We start from the raw sequence: 17,047 nt of genomic DNA on the forward strand, positions 1-17,047 counted from the left end.
GACGGCGGTGATCGCCCTGCTCGCGATGCACGTGATCCTGCCGTTGCTGTTTCCCTGGCTGTTGCGGAACCTGCTCACTCTGGCGATCGTCGGGCTGCTCTGGCTCGGTTTCGTTGGGTGGCAGTCCGTGACGGCCAGCAGGGACACCGGCTCCTCCCCATTCAGCGGCTTGGGTGAGCCGTTTGCTGTCGTCCAGTTGATCGCATGGGCGATCGGATTCGGCAGTCGTGGGGTGTGGCTGGTCTGGAATAACCGGTCACGCCCTCCGTCCAAGGCGACCACTGGCTGAGTAAGGGCCTAACCAAAACTTGCGGGCGCGCACAGTCACACATAATATGTGTGGGCAGGAGGTGAACCGTGAAGAACATCACCCTGGCGGTCGACGAAACCGTGCTGGCGCGGGTCCGTGTTTACGCGGCCAAGCGCAACACCACCGTCAACCGGTTGGTGCGCGATCATCTGGAAGAGCTCGCACGGGACGAGGCGAAGCCCGATGCCGCGCGCGAGCGCCTGCTCGAACTGATCGACAACTCGCCCGGGCGGCTCGGGCCGAATTGGACATGGAACCGGGAGGATGTCTACGAAGATCGCGTGCTTCCTCGACACGAACATCCTCCTGTACGCGGCGCTGGGAAAAAGTGATGCGCCGGAGAAGTTCCGCATCAGCCGTGCGCTGCTGGCGAGCTGGAACTTCGGGCTGTCGACCCAGGTGCTCGGAGAGTTTTTCGTGAATGCCGTGCTGAAATCCAAGCGCCCTCTAAGCTGCACCGAGGCCGCCGCCATGGTCGCCGTGTTCATGGAGCGGCCGTGCGTCGTGATCGACCAGGCCATCGTCCGGGCCGCGATGGCGCATGCCCAACGTTATCAGATCAAGTACTGGGACGCCGCCATCATCGCCGCGGCCGAGCGGCTGGAGGCGCCCGTGCTCTACACCGAAGACCTCAATAACGGTCAGACCTACGGGTCCGTCCGCGTCGAAAACCCGTTCAGCCAATCCTGACCGTCGAAGGTAAAACCATGTCCATCCTGATCGACCGTGACACCAAGGTCATCTGCCAGGGCTTCACCGGCAAGAACGGCACCTTCCACTCCGAGCAGGCGATCGCCTACGGAACCAGGATGGTCGGCGGCACCTCGCCCGGGAAGGGCGGCTCGACCCACCTCGGCCTTCCGGTGTTCGACACCGTCGCCGAGGCGCGCGAGAAGACCGGGGCCGACGCCACGGTCATCTACGTGCCGCCGCCCGGCGCGGCCGACGCGATCTGCGAGGCCATCCAGGCCGAGATCCCGCTGATCGTCTGCATCACCGAGGGCATCCCGGTGCTCGACATGGTGAAGGTCAAGCGGGCGCTCGACGGCTCCAAGTCGCGCCTGATCGGCCCCAACTGCCCCGGCGTGCTGACGGCGGGCGAGTGCAAGATCGGCATCATGCCGGGCAACATCTTCAAGCCCGGCTCGGTCGGTGTGCTGTCGCGCTCCGGCACCCTCACCTACGAGGCGGTGTTCCAGACCACGCAGGTCGGGCTCGGCCAGACCACCGCGGTCGGCATCGGCGGCGATCCGGTGAAGGGCACCGAGTTCATCGACATGCTGGAGAAGTTCCTGGCCGACCCGAAGACCGAGTCGATCATCATGATCGGCGAGATCGGCGGCTCGGCCGAGGAGGACGCGGCGCAGTTCATCATCGACGAGGCGAAGCGCGGCCGCAAGAAGCCGATGGTCGGCTTCATCGCCGGCGTGACGGCGCCGCCCGGGCGCCGCATGGGCCATGCCGGCGCCATCATCGCGGGCGGCAAGGGCGACGCCAAGAGCAAGATCGCCGCCATGGAGGCGGCGGGCATCACGGTGTCGCCGTCGCCGGCGCGGCTCGGCACCACGCTCGCCGAGATTCTGAAGAAGTCGTAGGCTCGTGGTCCGATGCCCGCGGCGCCGGTCCCCTGGGCCGGCGCCGCTTGCATTTTGCGAGGTCGGTCATGGGATTGGGGAGCACGACGGTTCGCCTCGAGAACGCCCGGCGACCGGACCTCGCAGCCGTCGAGGCGCCGGCGCTGGCCGACACCGGCGCGCTCCATCTCTGCATTCCCGAGCATGTGGCGCTCCAGCTCGCGCTGGACGAGATCGACCGCCGCGAGGTGACGCTCGCCGACGGCTCGCGCCGGCGGGTGCCTTCTGTCGGGCCGATCCTCGTCTCGGTCGCCAACCGCCGCGGCGTCGCCGGAGCCATGGTGCTGGGCACCGAGGTGCTGCTCGGCGCCATCCCGATGGAGGACATGGACCTCGTCGTCGTCCCGGCGACCCGCGAGGTGATCCCCAACCCGGCCAATCCGAACCTCGCCGTCTCGATCGCCAAGGGCATCCGCGGCTGATCCCATCGTGGGCGAGCGGTCGCGGACATGCGCGCCGATGCCTGCCCGAGGATGCACGTCCGAGCAGGATGAACGAGCCGCTTCGCCAGTGCGGTGAAACCGTTTTCATCACCCGGAGGGGGCCGGGCTGTTCGAGCCTCGGGGGATCATCGCGCCGCGCCCTGTCCCGGTGCCCCCGCCCGGCTCTCGCGATGCGCCATGGTTCGGTCCCCGGGGGGGATCCCGAACCGCCGTCCAGTTTTGTGAATCAATATTCGTTTCTATCCCGATTCTCCCGCATGAAATCGTTGTGGCGGCGCGGGAAGGCGCCTAAATAGGGGCGTCCGGCCGCGGCGGTTTTCCCGGGCCGGCCCGGCTCGCTCCCGCTCCCCCAGGGGCCTCGCCCCGCGATCAGGATCCGTTCATGTCCCGCCAAGACGCGAACGCTCAATTCGCCCTCACTTCGTTCCTCTACGGCGGCAACGCCGCCTATATCGAAGACCTTTACGCGCGCTACGAAGCCGACCCGAAGGCGGTCGACACCGAGTGGCGGGTGTTCTTCTCCGGCCTCAAGGACACGGCGTCCGACGTGGCGCGCTCGGCGCGCGGCGCCTCCTGGAAGGAGCCGCACTGGCCGGTGGTCGAGGAAGGCCCGATCCGCATCGTCGAGCCCGAGGCCCAGGAGGCGGCGATCCGCCTCACCGATCGCATCGCCCAGAAGGCGCAGCACTACGGCGTCGAGCTCACGAGCGCCGACGTCCAGCAGGCGACGCGCGACAGCCTGCACGCCCTGATGCTGATCCGTGCCTACCGCATGCGCGGCCATCTGCACGCCGATCTCGATCCGCTCGGCCTCGAGGCGATCAAGGACCACGAGGAGCTCGACCCGCGCTCCTACGGCTTCACCGAGGCCGACTTCGACCGCCGCATCTATCTCGACTTCGTGCTCGGCATGGAGTTCGGCACGCTGCGCCAGATCATCGCGATCCTGAAGCGCACCTACTGCCAGACGCTCGGCGTCGAGTTCATGCACATCACCGACCCGGCCCAGAAGGCCTGGCTGCAGGAGCGCATCGAGGGCCCCGACAAGGAGATCCACTTCACCCGCGAGGGCAAGCGCGCCATCCTCAACAAGCTGGTCGAGGCCGAGGGCTTCGAGAAGTTCTGCGACGTCAAGTTCACCGGCACCAAGCGGTTCGGGCTCGACGGCGGCGAATCGATGATTCCGGCGCTCGAGCAGATCATCAAGCGCGGCGGCGCGCTCGGTGTGCGCGAGATCGCCATGGGCATGGCGCATCGCGGCCGCCTCAACGTGCTGGCCCAGGTGATGGCGAAGCCGCATCGTGCCATCTTCCACGAGTTCAAGGGCGGCTCGTTCACGCCCGACGAGGTCGAGGGCTCCGGCGACGTCAAGTATCACCTCGGCGCCTCGTCGGATCGCGAGTTCGACGGCAACAGCGTGCATCTGTCACTGACCGCCAACCCGTCGCATCTCGAGATCGTCAACCCGGTGGTGCTCGGCAAGACCCGCGCCAAGCAGGACCAGCACGGCTGCACCACCGAGGACCGCACCGTCGTGCTGCCGCTCCTCATCTCCGGCGACGCCTCGTTCGCCGGCCAGGGCGTGGTGGCCGAGTGCTTCGGCCTGTCGGGCCTGCGCGGCCACCGCACCGGCGGCTCCATCCACTTCATCGTCAACAATCAGATCGGCTTCACGACCTATCCGCGCTACTCGCGCTCGTCGCCCTATCCGTCCGACACGGCCAAGATGATCGAGGCGCCGATCTTCCACGCCAACGGCGACGATCCGGAGGCCGTGGTGTTCGCCGCCAAGGTGGCGACCGAGTTCCGCCAGAAGTTCCAGAAGCCGGTCGTCATCGACATGTTCTGCTACCGGCGGTTCGGGCACAACGAGGGCGACGAACCGTCGTTCACCCAGCCGCTGATGTACAAAAAGATCCGCTCGCATCCGTCGACGCTGGAGATCTACGCGAAGAAGCTGTTCGCCGAGGGCATCGTCACCGACGGCGAGGTCGAGAAGATGAAGGCCGACTGGCGGGCGCGGCTCGACGCCGAGTTCGACGCCAGCCACGGCTACAAGTCGAACAAGGCGGACTGGCTGGACGGCCGCTGGGCCGGCATGAAGGTCGCCGCCCCGAGCGACGACCCGCGGCGCGGCAACACCGGCGTCGCGGAAGAGACGCTGAAGGAGATCGGCGAGAAGATCACCTCGGTGCCGACCGGCTTCAACGTCCATCGCACGATCCAGCGCTTCCTCGACGCCCGCCGCAAGGCGATCGACACCGGAGAGGGAATCGACTGGGCGACCGGCGAGGCGCTCGCCTTCTGCACGCTGCTGGCCGACGGCCATCCGGTCCGTCTGTCGGGCCAGGACTCCGAGCGCGGCACCTTCTCGCAGCGTCACGCCGTGCTGATCGACCAGGAGACCGAGAACCGCCACACGCCCTTCAACTACGTGAAGCCCGGTCAGGCACGCTTCGAGGTGATCAACTCGATGCTGTCCGAGGAGGCGGTGCTCGGCTTCGAGTACGGCTACTCGCTCGCCGAGCCGAACGCGCTCGTGCTGTGGGAGGCGCAGTTCGGCGATTTCGCCAACGGCGCCCAGGTGGTGTTCGACCAGTTCCTGTCGTCGGGCGAGCGCAAGTGGCTGCGCATGTCGGGCCTCGTCTGCCTCTTGCCGCACGGCTACGAGGGGCAGGGGCCGGAGCACTCTTCGGCCAGGCTCGAGCGCTATCTGCAGATGTGCGCCGAGGACAACATGCAGGTCGCCTACTGCACGACGCCGGCGAACTACTTCCACATCCTGCGCCGGCAGCTCAAGCGCGACTTCCGCAAGCCCCTGATCCTGATGACGCCGAAGAGCCTGTTGCGCCACAAGCGCGCGGTCTCGCGGCTCGACGAGATGACGGCCGGCACGTCGTTCCACCGCCTGCTGCCGGACGATGCGGAGAGCCGCCAGGGCGAGCACATCCGGCTCGCCGCCGACCGCAAGATCCGCCGCATCGTGCTGTGCACCGGCAAGGTCTATTACGACCTCTACGAGGAGCGCGAGAAGCGCGGCATCGACGACATCTATCTGCTGCGCGTCGAGCAGCTCTATCCGTTCCCCACCAAGGCGCTCCTCGCCCGCCTGCAGCGGTTCAAGAACGCCGAGGTGGTGTGGTGCCAGGAGGAGCCGCGCAACATGGGCGCCTGGACCTTCGTCGAGCCGTATCTGGAATGGGTGATGAACCAGGTCGCCGGCGAGTACCGCCGGCCCCGCTATGTCGGGCGCCCGCCCTCCGCCGCGACCGCGACGGGCTTGTTGTCCAAGCACCTCGCCCAGCTCAAGGCGTTCCTCGACGACGCGCTGGGCTGACCGGCTCGCGCCCGCCCGAACACGTTTCCTGGCCGGACGCCGTGCCCGGCCATCTCCGCCCCCCGCCCGAACCCGATCCGCGCGCCGCCGCACCGTCCGCGTCCGCCGCCCGATCCTTGGATACGAAGAACGATGGTTGACATCCGCGTGCCCACCCTGGGCGAGTCCGTGACCGAAGCCACGATCGGCCGCTGGTTCAAGAAGGCGGGCGAGCCGGTGTCGGTGGACGAGCCGCTGGTCGAGCTCGAGACCGACAAGGTCACCATCGAGGTGCCGGCGCCCGCCGCCGGCGTGCTCTCGGAGATCGCCGTCGCGGACGGCGAGACCGTCGCGGTCGGCGCGCTGCTCGGCCAGATCGCCGAAGGCGCCGCCGGTGCGGCAGCCCCTGCCGCCAAGGCCGAGAAGCCGAAGCCGGCCGCGCCGCCGCCCGCTCACGCGGCCACGGCTCCGGCCGCCGCTTCGGCCACGGCGAAGCAGGACGCGCCGCTCGCCCCGTCGGTCCGCCGGCTGGAGGCGGAGAGCGGCGTTGCGGCCTCCGGCGTCGCGGGCACCGGCAAGGACGGGCGGGTGACCAAGGGCGACATGCTGGCCGCCATCGAGCGCGGCGCCGTGGCACCCGCTCCTGCGGCTCCGGGGCCGGCGCCCGTGCAGGCTTTCGCGCCGCCGCCGGTCGCGCCCGTGCAGGTGCGCGCGCCCTCACCGCCCGACGACGCGGCGCGCGAGGAGCGCGTGCGCATGACCAAGCTGCGCCAGACCATCGCGCGCCGCCTGAAGGACGCGCAGAACACCGCCGCCATGCTGACGACCTTCAACGAGGTCGACATGACGGCCGTGATCACGCTGCGCAACCAGTACAAGGATCTGTTCGAGAAGAAGCACCGCGTGAAGCTCGGCTTCATGGGCTTCTTCACCCGCGCCTGCGTGCAGGCGCTGCGCGAGGTGCCGTCGGTCAACGCCGAGATCGACGGCGCCGACATGGTCTACAAGAATTATTACCACATCGGCGTCGCGGTCGGCACCGAGCGCGGCCTGGTCGTGCCGGTGGTCCGCGACTGCCAGTCGAAGACGCTGGCCGAGATCGAGAAGACGATCGCCGATTTCGGCCGCCGCGCCCGCGACGGCCAGCTCAAGATCGAGGAGATGCAGGGCGGCACCTTCACGATCTCCAACGGCGGCGTCTACGGCTCGCTGATGTCGACCCCGATCCTCAACGCGCCGCAGTCCGGCATCCTCGGGATGCACAAGACCCAGGAGCGGCCCGTGGTGGTCGGCGGCAAGATCGAGATCCGCCCGATGATGTATCTGGCGCTCTCTTACGATCACCGCGTCATCGACGGCAAGGAGGCGGTGACGTTCCTGGTGCGCGTCAAGGAGAGCCTGGAAGACCCGGCGCGGCTCGTGCTCGATCTGTGAGGACGAGACCGCGCGCTGCGCGCTCAGGTCGCAGGGCGCACCTCTCCGTGGTATAGGGTTGTCGTGGTGCCACGGGCTTCGGGGTCTCGGTCATGACCGACAATGTCGACGTGCGGTTCCTCGGCGAGCAGATGAGGCAGATGCAGTCGGACCTCCGCCAGGTGCGCTCCGACCAGCTTCGGCTCGAGAGCGAGCAGGTCCAGATGCAGGACCGGCTGGCGCGGGTCGATACGAAGATCGATCTGCTCGCCGCGAAAGCCGATTCGCTGGACGCCAAGGTCGACTATCACGACCTTCGGCTGGATCGGCTGGAGGGCAAAATGGACCGTCTGGAGGAGCGAGTCGAACGGCTCGAGACCAAGATGGACAACGGCTTTCGTGCCATCGACGCCCGCTTCGACCAGGTGTTCCAAACCATCGCCACCAACACGCAGATCCTGTTGGACGCGATCAAGAGCCGCCCGTCGGCTTGAGCCGACGGAGCCGAACAGGCGGCCGTCGCGTTCGGCCCGGACACGTCATGGTGCGGCCCCGCCGGGGCGTCGCCCAACCCGGCGCCCGGTTGATGGCGTCGACGAGCAAGAAATGTCCCACACGGCCGAGTTCCTCTCCCTGATGGCGGTGTTCCTGGTCGCGGCCGTGACGCCGGGGGCCGACTTCGCCTGCGTGATGCGCGAGAGCGTCGTGCACGGCCGCCGCGCCGGCGTGCTCGCCGCCATCGGGGTCGGCTCGGCGATCCTGGTCCATGTCGGCTACACGGTGCTCGGCATCGGCCTGATCGTCGCCCATTCGGTCGTCGCCTTCACGATCGTCAAATGGGTCGGTGCCGCCTATCTGGTCTGGCTCGGCATCAAGAGCTTTCGCGCGCCGGCCCCGACGCTGGCCGATCCCGGCACGCACGATCCCGCGGCCCGGCCGGCGCGCCGCTCGCTGGCGATCGGGGCTCTCACCAATCTGCTCAATCCCAAGGCGACGCTGTTCTTCGTGTCGCTGTTCTCCACCATCGTGTCGCCGCAGACGCCGCTTCTCGTCCAGCTCGGCTACGGCCTCGCCATGGCCGTGACGCTCGCCGCCTGGTTCACGATCGTCGCCGTGTTCCTCACCACCGGCACGGCTCGCGCGGCCTTCACGCGGGCCGGCCACTGGTTCAACCGCATGACCGGGCTCGTGCTGATCGGGCTCGGCGTGCGCGTCGCCCTGCAACGGAGTCACTGAGTGTCGCTCACCCCCGTCCCGACCGAGCTCCATCTCCTCGCCGCCGCCGTCGTGCTGCTCGTCGTGCAGATTTTCATCCAGTCCGGCACCATGACCAAGGAGCTGGGCACCGACTGGAACGCCAGCGCGCGCGATGACGGCCGCAAGCCGGCCGGCGTGCTCGCCGGACGCGCCGAGCGCGCGCTGAAGAACTATCTCGAAACCTTCCCGGCTTTCGTCGCGCTCGCCTTGGCGCTCGCCGTCACGGGCCGCACCGGCGGGCTCGCGCTCGCCGGCGCGCATCTGTGGTTCTGGGCCCGCGTCGTCTACGTGCCGCTCTATCTCGCCGGCGTGCCGAAGGTGCGCTCGCTGGTGTGGCTCGCCGCCCTGGTCGGGCTCGGCCTGATGCTCGCGGCCCTCGTCCTCTGAAGTCGTCCTGATCACTCCCCGAACGGAACCTTCGCGATGTCAGTTTACGATCTCGTCGTCATCGGCACCGGCCCCGGCGGCTATGTCTGCGCCATCCGGGCCGCCCAGCTCGGTCTCAAGACCGCCGTGGTCGAGAAGCGCAAGACGCTCGGCGGCACCTGCCTCAACATCGGCTGCATCCCGTCCAAGGCGTTGCTGCACGCCTCCGAGCTGTTCGACGAGGCCGGCCACGGCTTCGAGGCGATGGGCATCAAGGTCGGCAAGCCGAAGCTCGATCTCGCCGCCATGATGGCGTTCAAGGACGAAGGCGTCGACGGCAACGTCAAAGGCGTCGAGTTCCTGATGAAGAAGAACAAGATCGACGTCCATGTCGGGACCGGCCGCATCGCTGCGCCGGGCAAGGTCGAGGTGACGGGCGAGGCCGGCGTAACGACGCTCGACACCAAGGCGATCGTCATCGCCACCGGCTCCGAGGTCGCGCCGCTGAAGGGCGTGACCATCGACGAGCAGCGCATCGTCTCGTCGACCGGCGCGCTGTCGCTCGACAAGGTGCCGAAGAAGCTCCTGGTCGTCGGCGCCGGCGTGATCGGGCTCGAGCTCGGCTCGGTGTGGCGCCGCCTCGGCGCCGAGGTCGAGGTCGTCGAGTTTCTGGACCGCATCGTCCCCGGCATCGACCTCGAGGTGGCCAAGCAGTTCCAGCGCATCCTCCAGAAGCAGGGTTTCGCGTTCCGCCTGTCCACCAAGGTGACGGGCATCGACACGTCGGGCGCGCGCCTGAAGGCGACGGTCGAGCCGGCCGCCGGCGGCGACGCCGCGACGATCGACTGCGACGTCGCGCTGATCGCCATCGGCCGCGTGCCCTACACGCAGGGGCTCGGGCTCGAGGCGGTCGGCGTCGCGCTCGATCCGCGCGGCCGGGTGATCACCGACGCACATTTCGCCACCAACGTGCCCGGCATCTACGCCATCGGCGACGTGATCGCCGGGCCGATGTTGGCCCACAAGGCCGAGGACGAGGGCGTCGCGGTCGCGGAAATCCTCGCCGGCAAGGCGGGGCACGTGAACTACGACGTGATCCCGGGCGTCGTGTACACGAGCCCGGAGCTCGCCAGCGTCGGCAAGTCGGAGGAGGATCTGAAGGCCGCCGGCATCGCCTACAACGTGGGAAAATTCCCGTTCACGGCGAACGGCCGCGCCAAAGTGAACCGGCAGACCGACGGCTTCGTGAAGATCCTGGCCGACGCCAAGACCGACCGGGTGCTCGGCGTCCACATCCTCGGCGCCGATGCCGGCAACATGATCGCCGAGGCGGCGGTGGCGATGGAGTTCGGCGCCTCCTCGGAGGACATCGCCCGCACCTGCCACGCCCACCCGACCCTTCCGGAGGCCGTCAAGGAGGCGGCGCTCGCCGTGGAGAAGCGGGCGCTCCACATGTGAGAAGTGCGGGGCGATGGCGCACCCCGAGGAATGAAACGGCGTCCCGGACTCGGCCTCGTGCCCCGACAAAGCGGACCAGGTCGGAGACCTGATCCGCCGCGGAGCCGGGGCCAAGCGCGGCTCGGGCAAGAGCCTCGGACCGTGTCGCCCGACCGCCCTGGGGTCCGGGTTGCGGCGCGGGGGCGCCGCGCCCGGGCAGGCGGCCCGTTCCGGCGCCCGGCAGCGGTGCCGCCCCTGGCATGAACCCGCCGCGATTCCCCCTATACTCATCCGCATGCGCCGTCTGACCCGACCGTTGTGGATCCTGCTCGCCGTCGTCTTCCTCGTCGAGGCGTGGCTGTGGGAGCACGTGCGGCCGCTGGTCGCCCGCGTCGTCGACTGGATCGCCTGGCCGGCCCTGAAGGCGCGGATCGCGGCCGTGATCGAGCGATTGCCGCCCTATCCGACCCTGCTGGTGTTCGCCGTGCCGGCGGTCGTGCTGTTCCCGTTGAAGTTCGCCGCGCTGTGGATGTTTTCGCACGGCTTCTGGATCGGGGGCGTCGCCGTATTCGGCTTCGCCAAGGTCGCCGGTGTCGGCGTCACCGCCTTCGTGTTCGACCTCACCCGGCCGAAGCTCCTGCAACTGCCCTGGTTCCGCCGGCTCTACGATCTGGTGCTGCGCGGCCTCGCCTGGGCGCACGGGCTGATCGATCCCTACAAGGCCGAGGTGAAGGCCTGGCTCGCCCGCACCGTCAGGCCCATCCAGCATCGCCTGCGCCGGCTGTTGCGCCTGCTGGCGCCCAGCCGCCGCGGCCGCTTCCTGCGTCACGTCCGCCGCCTGCGCCGCAGCGTGCAGCGCGGCACGGCGGCCCCGAGGCCCGCCGCGGCGGAGTGATCATCTCGCCGTCATTCCGGGGCGCGGCGAAGCCGCGAACCCGGAATCCAGCCCCACCGATGGAGCATGCCGCTGGATTCCGGGTTCACGGACCTGCGGTCCGCGTCCCGGAATGACAGCCCGCACGGGTGACGTCACACGAAATGCACAGCATGCGGGGCGAACAGGCCGATGCCCATGAACACGATCCCCAGAATCCCGACGCCGCCGGCCACGAAGGCGAGCGCCATCATGCCGGTGATGACGGCGGCCGAGCACAGCACGATGCCGATCTGGAACGCCGCCGAGGCCACCTCGTAGTGGTGGTAGCGGGCGAGCGCGGTGTCGCGCTCGTGCTCCAGGTGCTCGGCATGCGCCCGCAGCTCCTTGCGGCCGTCCTTTTCCTTCGGATCGCTGTCGTAGCGGGCGATCGTCGCCTTCCAGGCGTCGATCTGCTTCTGCAGCGCGGTGCGCACCTCCTCGTTTGGGGCGGTCGCGACCTGCAGGGTCATGGCCTCGGCGGCAGCGCGCAGCGAGGTCTGGCGCACCGTCTTGGCCTGGAAGAAGTTCCAGGTGTCGGACGCCTTGATGTTCAGGCTGATCGCCTCGGTCTGGGCGCTCTTGCCGAGCGTCTCGGAGAAGGCGAGGAACAGGGCGATGATCGCGATCAGCAGGGCGATCTGCTTGTTGTGCCCGGCCGCGTGCTCGGCGTGCTCGTGGTGCTCCAGATTCTCGTGCGGCCCGGCCATGGTCTCCCCCTCGGCGCTGGTGGTGCCGGAGGGATGTAGCGGGCCGGCGTCGGTCCGCAAGGGGACTTTCGACGATGTCTCGGCCGTCGTCCCGTCACATATCCCGGCACACATCGCCTGGCCTCCGGCGGGCCGGAACGGCCCTCTGTCCTCCCCGGCGCCGCTCCTCTATACCGGCCGCACAGGCAGGAGGGTGCGATGAGCGATGTTCGAGTGATCGTGGCGGGTGCGGGCGGCCGCATGGGCAAGACCCTGGTGAAGGCCATCGCCGAGGCGAAAGGCGTCGTGCTGGCCGGTGCCATCGACGCGCCGACCTCGCCGCTGATCGGTCGCGATTCCGGCGAGATGTCGGGCGTCGGCCCGAACGGCATTCCGGTGACGGCCGATCTCGGCGCGCTCGCCGACAAGGCGGACGGGGTGATCGACTTCACGATCCCGGCCGCCTCGGTGGCGCTGGCCGCGAAGACCGCGGCTGCCGGCCTGTTTCACGTGATCGGCACGACGGGCTTCTCGGTCGCCGACGAGCAGGCGATCGCCGCCGCCGCGCAGAAGATCGCCATCGTCAAGTCGGGCAACATGAGCCTCGGCGTCAACCTCTTGGCGGCGCTGGCGAAGCGGGTGGCGGCGACGCTCGACGAGGAGTTCGACATCGAGATCCTCGAGATGCACCACAACAAGAAGATCGACGCGCCGTCCGGCACGGCGCTGCTGCTCGGCGAGGCGGCGGCGCGCGGCCGCGGCATCGACCTCGCCGCGCGTTCCGAGCGCGGCCGCGACGGCCACACCGGCGCCCGCAAGCCGGGCGACATCGGCTTCGCGTCCCTTCGCGGCGGCACCGTGGTGGGCGAGCACTGGGCGATCTTCGCGGGGCCGGCCGAGCGCATCGAGCTCGTCCACAAGGCCGAGGACCGCATGATCTTCGCCCGCGGTGCCGTGAAGGCCGCCGTCTGGGCGAAGGGCCGGCCGGCCGGCCTCTACGCGATGATGGACGTGCTCGGGCTGAAGGATTTCTGATCCCCGGACTGGTCGTTCCGGGGCGCTGCGAAGCAGCGAACCCGGAACCCAGCCAAGGAGGCCAAGCTCGCGTCGGGATTCCGGGTTCGCGGGCTCCGCCCGCGCCCCGGAACGACCATGCGAAACGTCACCGCATCAGCGATTTGCCGGTCATCTCCTTGGGCTGCGGCAAGCCCATGAGGGCGAGCAGCGTCGGGGCGAGGTCGGCGAGGCGGCCGTCGGCGAGGCTCTTGGCGTCGCTGCCGAACAGCATCACGGGCACCGGGTTCGTGGTGTGTGCCGTGTGCGGCCCGCCCGTCACGGGATCACGCATCAGCTCGCAATTGCCGTGGTCGGCCGTGACCAGGAGTGCCCCGCCCATGGCGCCGATCGCCTCGAGAATGCGCCCGAGCCCGGTGTCGGCCGTCTCCACCGCCTTGATGGCGGCCGGCAGGCTGCCGGTGTGGCCGACCATGTCGGGATTGGCGAAGTTCAGCACGATCAGGTCGTATTTGCCGGACCGGATCGCCGCCACGGCCTTGTCGGTCAATTCCGGCGCCGACATCTCGGGCTGCAGGTCGTAGGTCGCGACCTTGGGGGACGGGACCATGATGCGGTCCTCGCCCGGATACTGCTTCTCCTCGCCACCGTTCAGGAAGTACGTGACGTGCGGGTACTTCTCGGTCTCCGCCATGCGCAGCTGCGTGCGGCCGGCGTCCGCCGTCACCTGGCCGAGGCCGTTCGCCAGGCTCTCGGGCGGGAAGATCGTCCCCATGAAGGCGTCCAGCGCCTCGCTGTACTGGGTCAGGCCGACCGCGATCGCCACCTTCGGCACGCGCGGGCGCGGGAAGCCGTCGAAGCCCGGGTCGAGCAGGGCGCCGAGAATCTCGCGGACCCGGTCGGCCCGGAAGTTGAAGCACAGGATGCCGTCGCCGTCCTTCATGCCGGCATAGTCGCCGATCACGACCGGCACGATGAACTCGTCGCCGACATTCGCCGCATAGGACGCCGCGATCGCCGCCGCCGCATCCTCGTGGTGCGCGCCCTGCGCCTCGACGATCGCGGCCCAGGCCTTCTCGACCCGGTCCCAGCGCTTGTCGCGGTCCATGGCGTAGTAGCGGCCGTCCACCGTGGCGATCGGCACGGTCGGCGGCAGGTCGGCGGCGAGCTTGTCGACATATTCGGCGGCCGAGCGGGGCGGCGTGTCGCGGCCGTCGGTGAAGACGTGCATGACGGTCGGGATGCCGGCGAGCGCCAGAATGCCGGCGAGCGCGGCGCCGTGGTCCTGGTGCGAGTGGACGCCGCCGGGCGAGACGAGGCCCATCAGGTGACAGGTGCCGCCGGTGGCGCGCAGCGTGTCGATCAGACCGACCAGCGCCGGCGCCTTCTCGATCTCGCCGGTGGCGATCGCGTCGGTGATGCGCGGCAGATCCTGCATGACCACCCGGCCGGCGCCGATGTTGAGATGCCCGACCTCGGAATTGCCCATCTGCCCGTCGGGCAGGCCGACATCCTTGCCCGAGGTGCGCAGGAAGGCGTGCGGGCAGGTGCCCCAGAGCTTGTCGAAGGTCGGCGTCTTCGCCTGGCGAACGGCATTGTCGGCGGCGTCCTCGCGCCACCCCCACCCGTCCAGAACGACCAGCATCACGGGACGACGCGTCTGCATGTCGGTGATCTCCTGCCTGCGCCGAAAACGGCCCCACGGCGCGGTTCACTCGACTAATGGGACGCCCCACCGCCCCCGTCAACGGCCGGTGAGAGGATACCGGATTGTGCAGGAGTCACGGTCGGTCGAGCGCGGGCCTTCGGCGCGCGCCAGTGTCCGGGGCTCGCCCCTCACCCGCCGCGCTGGCCGGTCTCCCAGCCGAGCATGGCGCGCTTGCGGGTGATGCCCCAGTGGTAGCCGGTGAGATCGCCGCTCTTGCCCACCACACGATGGCACGGCACCACGAAGCTCAGCGGATTTCGCCCCACCGCGGCTCCGACCGCGCGCGCCGCCTTGGGCGAGCACACCGTGCCGGCGACGGTCGAGTAGGTGGTCAGCCGGCCGAGCGGGACGCGCAGCAGCGCCTCCCACACCCGCACCTCGAAGTCGGTGCCGATCATCACGATGCGCAGCGGCCGGTCGGCCCGCCAGAGGGCGGGGTCGAACACCCGGCGGGCGATCGCCGCGGTGCCGGCCTGGTCGCGCACATAGGTCGCGTTCGGCCAGCGCGCCTGCATGTCGGCGAGCGCCGCCGTCTCGCCGCCCTGGTCCGCGAAGGCGATGCCGGCGAGGCCGCGGCCGGTCGCCATCACCAGCGCCGAGCCGAACGGCGACGGGTGGAAGCCGTAGTCGAGCACCAGGCCGGCGCCGCCCGCCTTCCACTCGCCCGGCGACATCGCCTCGTGCGTCACGAACAGGTCGTGCAGCCGCCCCGGGCCCGAATAGCCGACCTCGTAGGCCGCATCGAGCACGCTCGCCGACTCGCGCAGCAGTTTTCGAGCGTGATCCAACGTGAGTGCTTGAAGGAAGGCCTTCGGGGTGAGCCCGGCCCAGCGGCGGAACAGCGCCGTGAGGCCGTCGGTCGACAGCCCGGCCGCGTGCGCCACGGCCTCGATGTCGGGCTGCTGCTTCCAGTGCTCCGACAGAAACGCGATCGCGCGGCGGACGCGGTCGTAGTCCTCGGCGGCGTGGTCGAGCGCGGCGCTCCGGGTGCGGACCGGCGGTCGCACCTCGACGGGATCGGTCAGGATCATGGTGCTCATGATCGCGAGGCTACGCCCCGGACCCGGGGGGATCCACCCGATTTCCGGGCGGCTCGGGAGCGCCTTCCGGAAACGTCGTGCGGGTCGGCCCGCGCCGCGCCTCGGCGAGCGCCGTCGCTAGGGCGGCGGCGAAGCCTTCGCGCTCGGCCGGCGACAGCCAGGATCCGACCACCAGGCGTCGGCCCTGCGCCACCAGCGCGATCCGCAACAGGCCGAAATCCGGGTCGGTCTCGCGGTCGAGCCGCGCCCACACCGGGTTGAGGGTCCATTCGACGGTCGGGCCGGTGTGGCCGACCCGCCGGATCGTCACGGCCGAGGGCGTCACCACGATCTGCTCGCAGGCGGCGGCCCGTCGCGTGTTGATCCGCAGCGCCCAATAGACGAGCGCGACGTCGAGCCCTAGAAAGCCGGACACCGGCCAGGCGCCGGCCGCCAGGAAGACGAGACCGAGCACGCCGCTCGCCGCCGCGACGAGCAGGATCACGGCCCGGACGCCGGCCCGGCCGAGCGAGCGGTGCGGCGTGACGACGGCCGAGAACAGGATCGGCTCGGAGGAGGGGGACGCCATGGGCACCGGGGGTTCTGCGCCGTGCGGCTCACGGCCCACGGTGCGGCGGTTTCTGCGACGGCCGCGCCTTGCCGGGCGGCCTTGTTCGACGACACGGGCGACACGACCATGATCCGCAAGCCGTCTGCCGGCGGACCGAAAGCAAGCCGCAACCGCAAGGCCGCGGTCAAGGGGCGTGCAAGCGCCGCCGCGCCCGGGACAGGCAAGAGCAAGGCCCCGGAGAGGCTCGGCCCGGCCGAGATCGAGGAGGTCTTTCGCCGCTTCGCGGCCAAAAACCCGGAGCCCAAGGGCGAGCTCGAGCACGTCAACCCGTTCACGCTGCTGGTCGCCGTGGTGCTGTCCGCCCAGGCGACCGATGCCGGCGTCAACAAGGCGACCCGCGCCCTGTTCCAGGCCGCCGACACGCCGGAGAAGATGGTCGCGCTCGGCGAGGAGAGGGTGCGCGACTTCATCAAGACGATCGGCCTGTTCAACACCAAGGCCAAGAACGTGATCGCGCTGTCGCAGCAGCTCGTCGCCGAGCACGGCGGCATCGTCCCGGCGACCCGCGAGGCGCTGGAAAAACTGCCCGGCGTCGGCCGCAAGACCGCCAACGTGGTGCTCAACATCGCCTACGGGCAGGAGACCATGGCGGTCGACACCCACATCTTCCGGGTCGGCAACCGCACCGGCCTCGCGCCGGGCAAGACGCCGCTCGAGGTCGAGACGCGGCTCGAGGCCGTGGTGCCGAAGCCCTACCGGCGGCACGCCCATCACTGGCTGATCCTGCACGGCCGCTACACCTGCACGGCCCTGAGGCCGCGCTGCCCGCTGTGCCCGATCGCCGATCTGTGCCGCTGGCCGGACAAGACCGCCTCGACGCCGCCGCCGTGACGGGCGGGTTGCGGGCGCGGCGCGGCGGCGCTACGCCGGCAGCGACGCGGGTTCGGCTCGGAACGA

At 69.6% G+C, this 17,047-nt stretch carries 18 protein-coding genes; 14 read left to right on the forward strand and 4 right to left on the reverse strand.

Going from position 1 to position 17,047, the window contains the following annotated elements; genetic code table 11:
• Window positions 1-7 precede the first annotated feature (7 nt).
• The 12 genes from ACFSOX_RS10660 (at window position 8) to ACFSOX_RS10715 (ending at window position 11,071) form a co-directional block, all read left to right on the forward strand.
• Window positions 8-289: a hypothetical protein gene (locus ACFSOX_RS10660; protein ID WP_378477791.1), complete on the forward strand. Its 282-nt coding sequence runs from the start codon at window positions 8-10 to the stop codon at window positions 287-289.
• Between the two features lie 68 nt (window positions 290-357).
• The gene (locus ACFSOX_RS10665) at window positions 358-642 is read left to right on the forward strand and encodes a hypothetical protein (protein ID WP_378477792.1); all 285 of its coding nucleotides are present in this window, start codon (window positions 358-360) and stop codon (window positions 640-642) included.
• Complete coding sequence (locus ACFSOX_RS10670; protein WP_378477793.1) at window positions 575-1,000, forward strand: PIN domain-containing protein; 426 nt, start codon at window positions 575-577, stop codon at window positions 998-1,000. Before ACFSOX_RS10665 ends, ACFSOX_RS10670 begins: the two co-directional genes overlap by 68 nt.
• 17 nt (window positions 1,001-1,017) lie before the next feature.
• Window positions 1,018-1,905: a succinate--CoA ligase subunit alpha gene (gene sucD / locus ACFSOX_RS10675; protein WP_378477794.1), complete on the forward strand. Its 888-nt coding sequence runs from the start codon at window positions 1,018-1,020 to the stop codon at window positions 1,903-1,905.
• A gap of 68 nt (window positions 1,906-1,973) precedes the next feature.
• The gene (locus ACFSOX_RS10680; protein ID WP_378477795.1) at window positions 1,974-2,366 is read left to right on the forward strand and encodes a pepsin/retropepsin-like aspartic protease family protein; all 393 of its coding nucleotides are present in this window, start codon (window positions 1,974-1,976) and stop codon (window positions 2,364-2,366) included.
• Between the two features lie 403 nt (window positions 2,367-2,769).
• Window positions 2,770-5,724 (forward strand): 2-oxoglutarate dehydrogenase E1 component, encoded by a 2,955-nt coding sequence (locus ACFSOX_RS10685; protein ID WP_378477796.1) that lies wholly within the window; start codon window positions 2,770-2,772, stop codon window positions 5,722-5,724.
• 132 nt (window positions 5,725-5,856) lie between these two features.
• Entirely contained in the window at window positions 5,857-7,137 is a 1,281-nt protein-coding gene (gene odhB, locus ACFSOX_RS10690) for a 2-oxoglutarate dehydrogenase complex dihydrolipoyllysine-residue succinyltransferase (RefSeq protein WP_378477797.1), read from the forward strand.
• A gap of 92 nt (window positions 7,138-7,229) precedes the next feature.
• Window positions 7,230-7,610 carry a coiled-coil domain-containing protein gene (locus ACFSOX_RS10695; RefSeq protein ID WP_378477798.1) on the forward strand — a complete coding sequence of 127 codons (381 nt, stop codon included), beginning with the start codon at window positions 7,230-7,232 and terminating at the stop codon, window positions 7,608-7,610.
• Window positions 7,611-7,722: 112 nt separating this feature from the next.
• On the forward strand, window positions 7,723-8,352 hold the full coding sequence (locus tag ACFSOX_RS10700; protein ID WP_378477799.1) for a LysE family translocator: 630 nt from the start codon (window positions 7,723-7,725) through the stop codon (window positions 8,350-8,352).
• Window positions 8,353-8,760, forward strand: a complete 408-nt coding sequence (locus ACFSOX_RS10705) for an MAPEG family protein (RefSeq protein ID WP_378477800.1) — start codon at window positions 8,353-8,355, stop codon at window positions 8,758-8,760. It begins immediately after the preceding gene.
• 36 nt (window positions 8,761-8,796) lie between these two features.
• Window positions 8,797-10,197, forward strand: coding sequence for a dihydrolipoyl dehydrogenase (gene lpdA, locus ACFSOX_RS10710; RefSeq protein WP_378477801.1), 1,401 nt, complete (start codon window positions 8,797-8,799; stop codon window positions 10,195-10,197).
• 274 nt (window positions 10,198-10,471) lie between these two features.
• Complete coding sequence (locus ACFSOX_RS10715) at window positions 10,472-11,071, forward strand: hypothetical protein (protein WP_378477802.1); 600 nt, start codon at window positions 10,472-10,474, stop codon at window positions 11,069-11,071.
• Between the two features lie 134 nt (window positions 11,072-11,205).
• Here the strand turns inward: ACFSOX_RS10715 and ACFSOX_RS10720 are convergent, their stop codons facing one another.
• Window positions 11,206-11,799: a DUF4337 domain-containing protein gene (locus ACFSOX_RS10720; protein ID WP_378477857.1), complete on the reverse strand. Its 594-nt coding sequence runs from the start codon at window positions 11,797-11,799 to the stop codon at window positions 11,206-11,208.
• 198 nt (window positions 11,800-11,997) lie between these two features.
• On the opposite strand from ACFSOX_RS10720, the gene dapB reads away from it, so the two are divergent.
• Entirely contained in the window at window positions 11,998-12,813 is an 816-nt protein-coding gene (dapB, locus tag ACFSOX_RS10725; protein ID WP_378477803.1) for a 4-hydroxy-tetrahydrodipicolinate reductase, read from the forward strand.
• 127 nt (window positions 12,814-12,940) lie between these two features.
• Here dapB and gpmI read toward each other — a convergent pair whose 3' ends face one another.
• The 3 genes from gpmI to ACFSOX_RS10740 all read right to left on the reverse strand — a co-directional run bounded on the left by gpmI (window position 12,941) and on the right by ACFSOX_RS10740 (window position 16,108).
• Window positions 12,941-14,458, reverse strand: a complete 1,518-nt coding sequence (gene gpmI / locus ACFSOX_RS10730) for a 2,3-bisphosphoglycerate-independent phosphoglycerate mutase (RefSeq protein WP_378477804.1) — start codon at window positions 14,456-14,458, stop codon at window positions 12,941-12,943.
• Window positions 14,459-14,628: 170 nt separating this feature from the next.
• Window positions 14,629-15,540, reverse strand: coding sequence for a methylated-DNA--[protein]-cysteine S-methyltransferase (locus tag ACFSOX_RS10735; protein ID WP_378477805.1), 912 nt, complete (start codon window positions 15,538-15,540; stop codon window positions 14,629-14,631).
• A gap of 10 nt (window positions 15,541-15,550) precedes the next feature.
• The gene (locus tag ACFSOX_RS10740) at window positions 15,551-16,108 is read right to left on the reverse strand and encodes a DUF2244 domain-containing protein (protein WP_378477806.1); all 558 of its coding nucleotides are present in this window, start codon (window positions 16,106-16,108) and stop codon (window positions 15,551-15,553) included.
• Between the two features lie 108 nt (window positions 16,109-16,216).
• On the opposite strand from ACFSOX_RS10740, the gene nth reads away from it, so the two are divergent.
• A complete protein-coding gene (gene nth / locus ACFSOX_RS10745; RefSeq protein WP_378477858.1) occupies window positions 16,217-16,981 on the forward strand; it encodes an endonuclease III in 765 nt (254 codons plus the stop codon).
• Window positions 16,982-17,047 lie beyond the last annotated feature (66 nt).

Source organism: Rhodoplanes azumiensis (assembly GCF_042682915.1).
Taxonomy (GTDB): domain Bacteria; phylum Pseudomonadota; class Alphaproteobacteria; order Rhizobiales; family Xanthobacteraceae; genus Rhodoplanes; species Rhodoplanes azumiensis.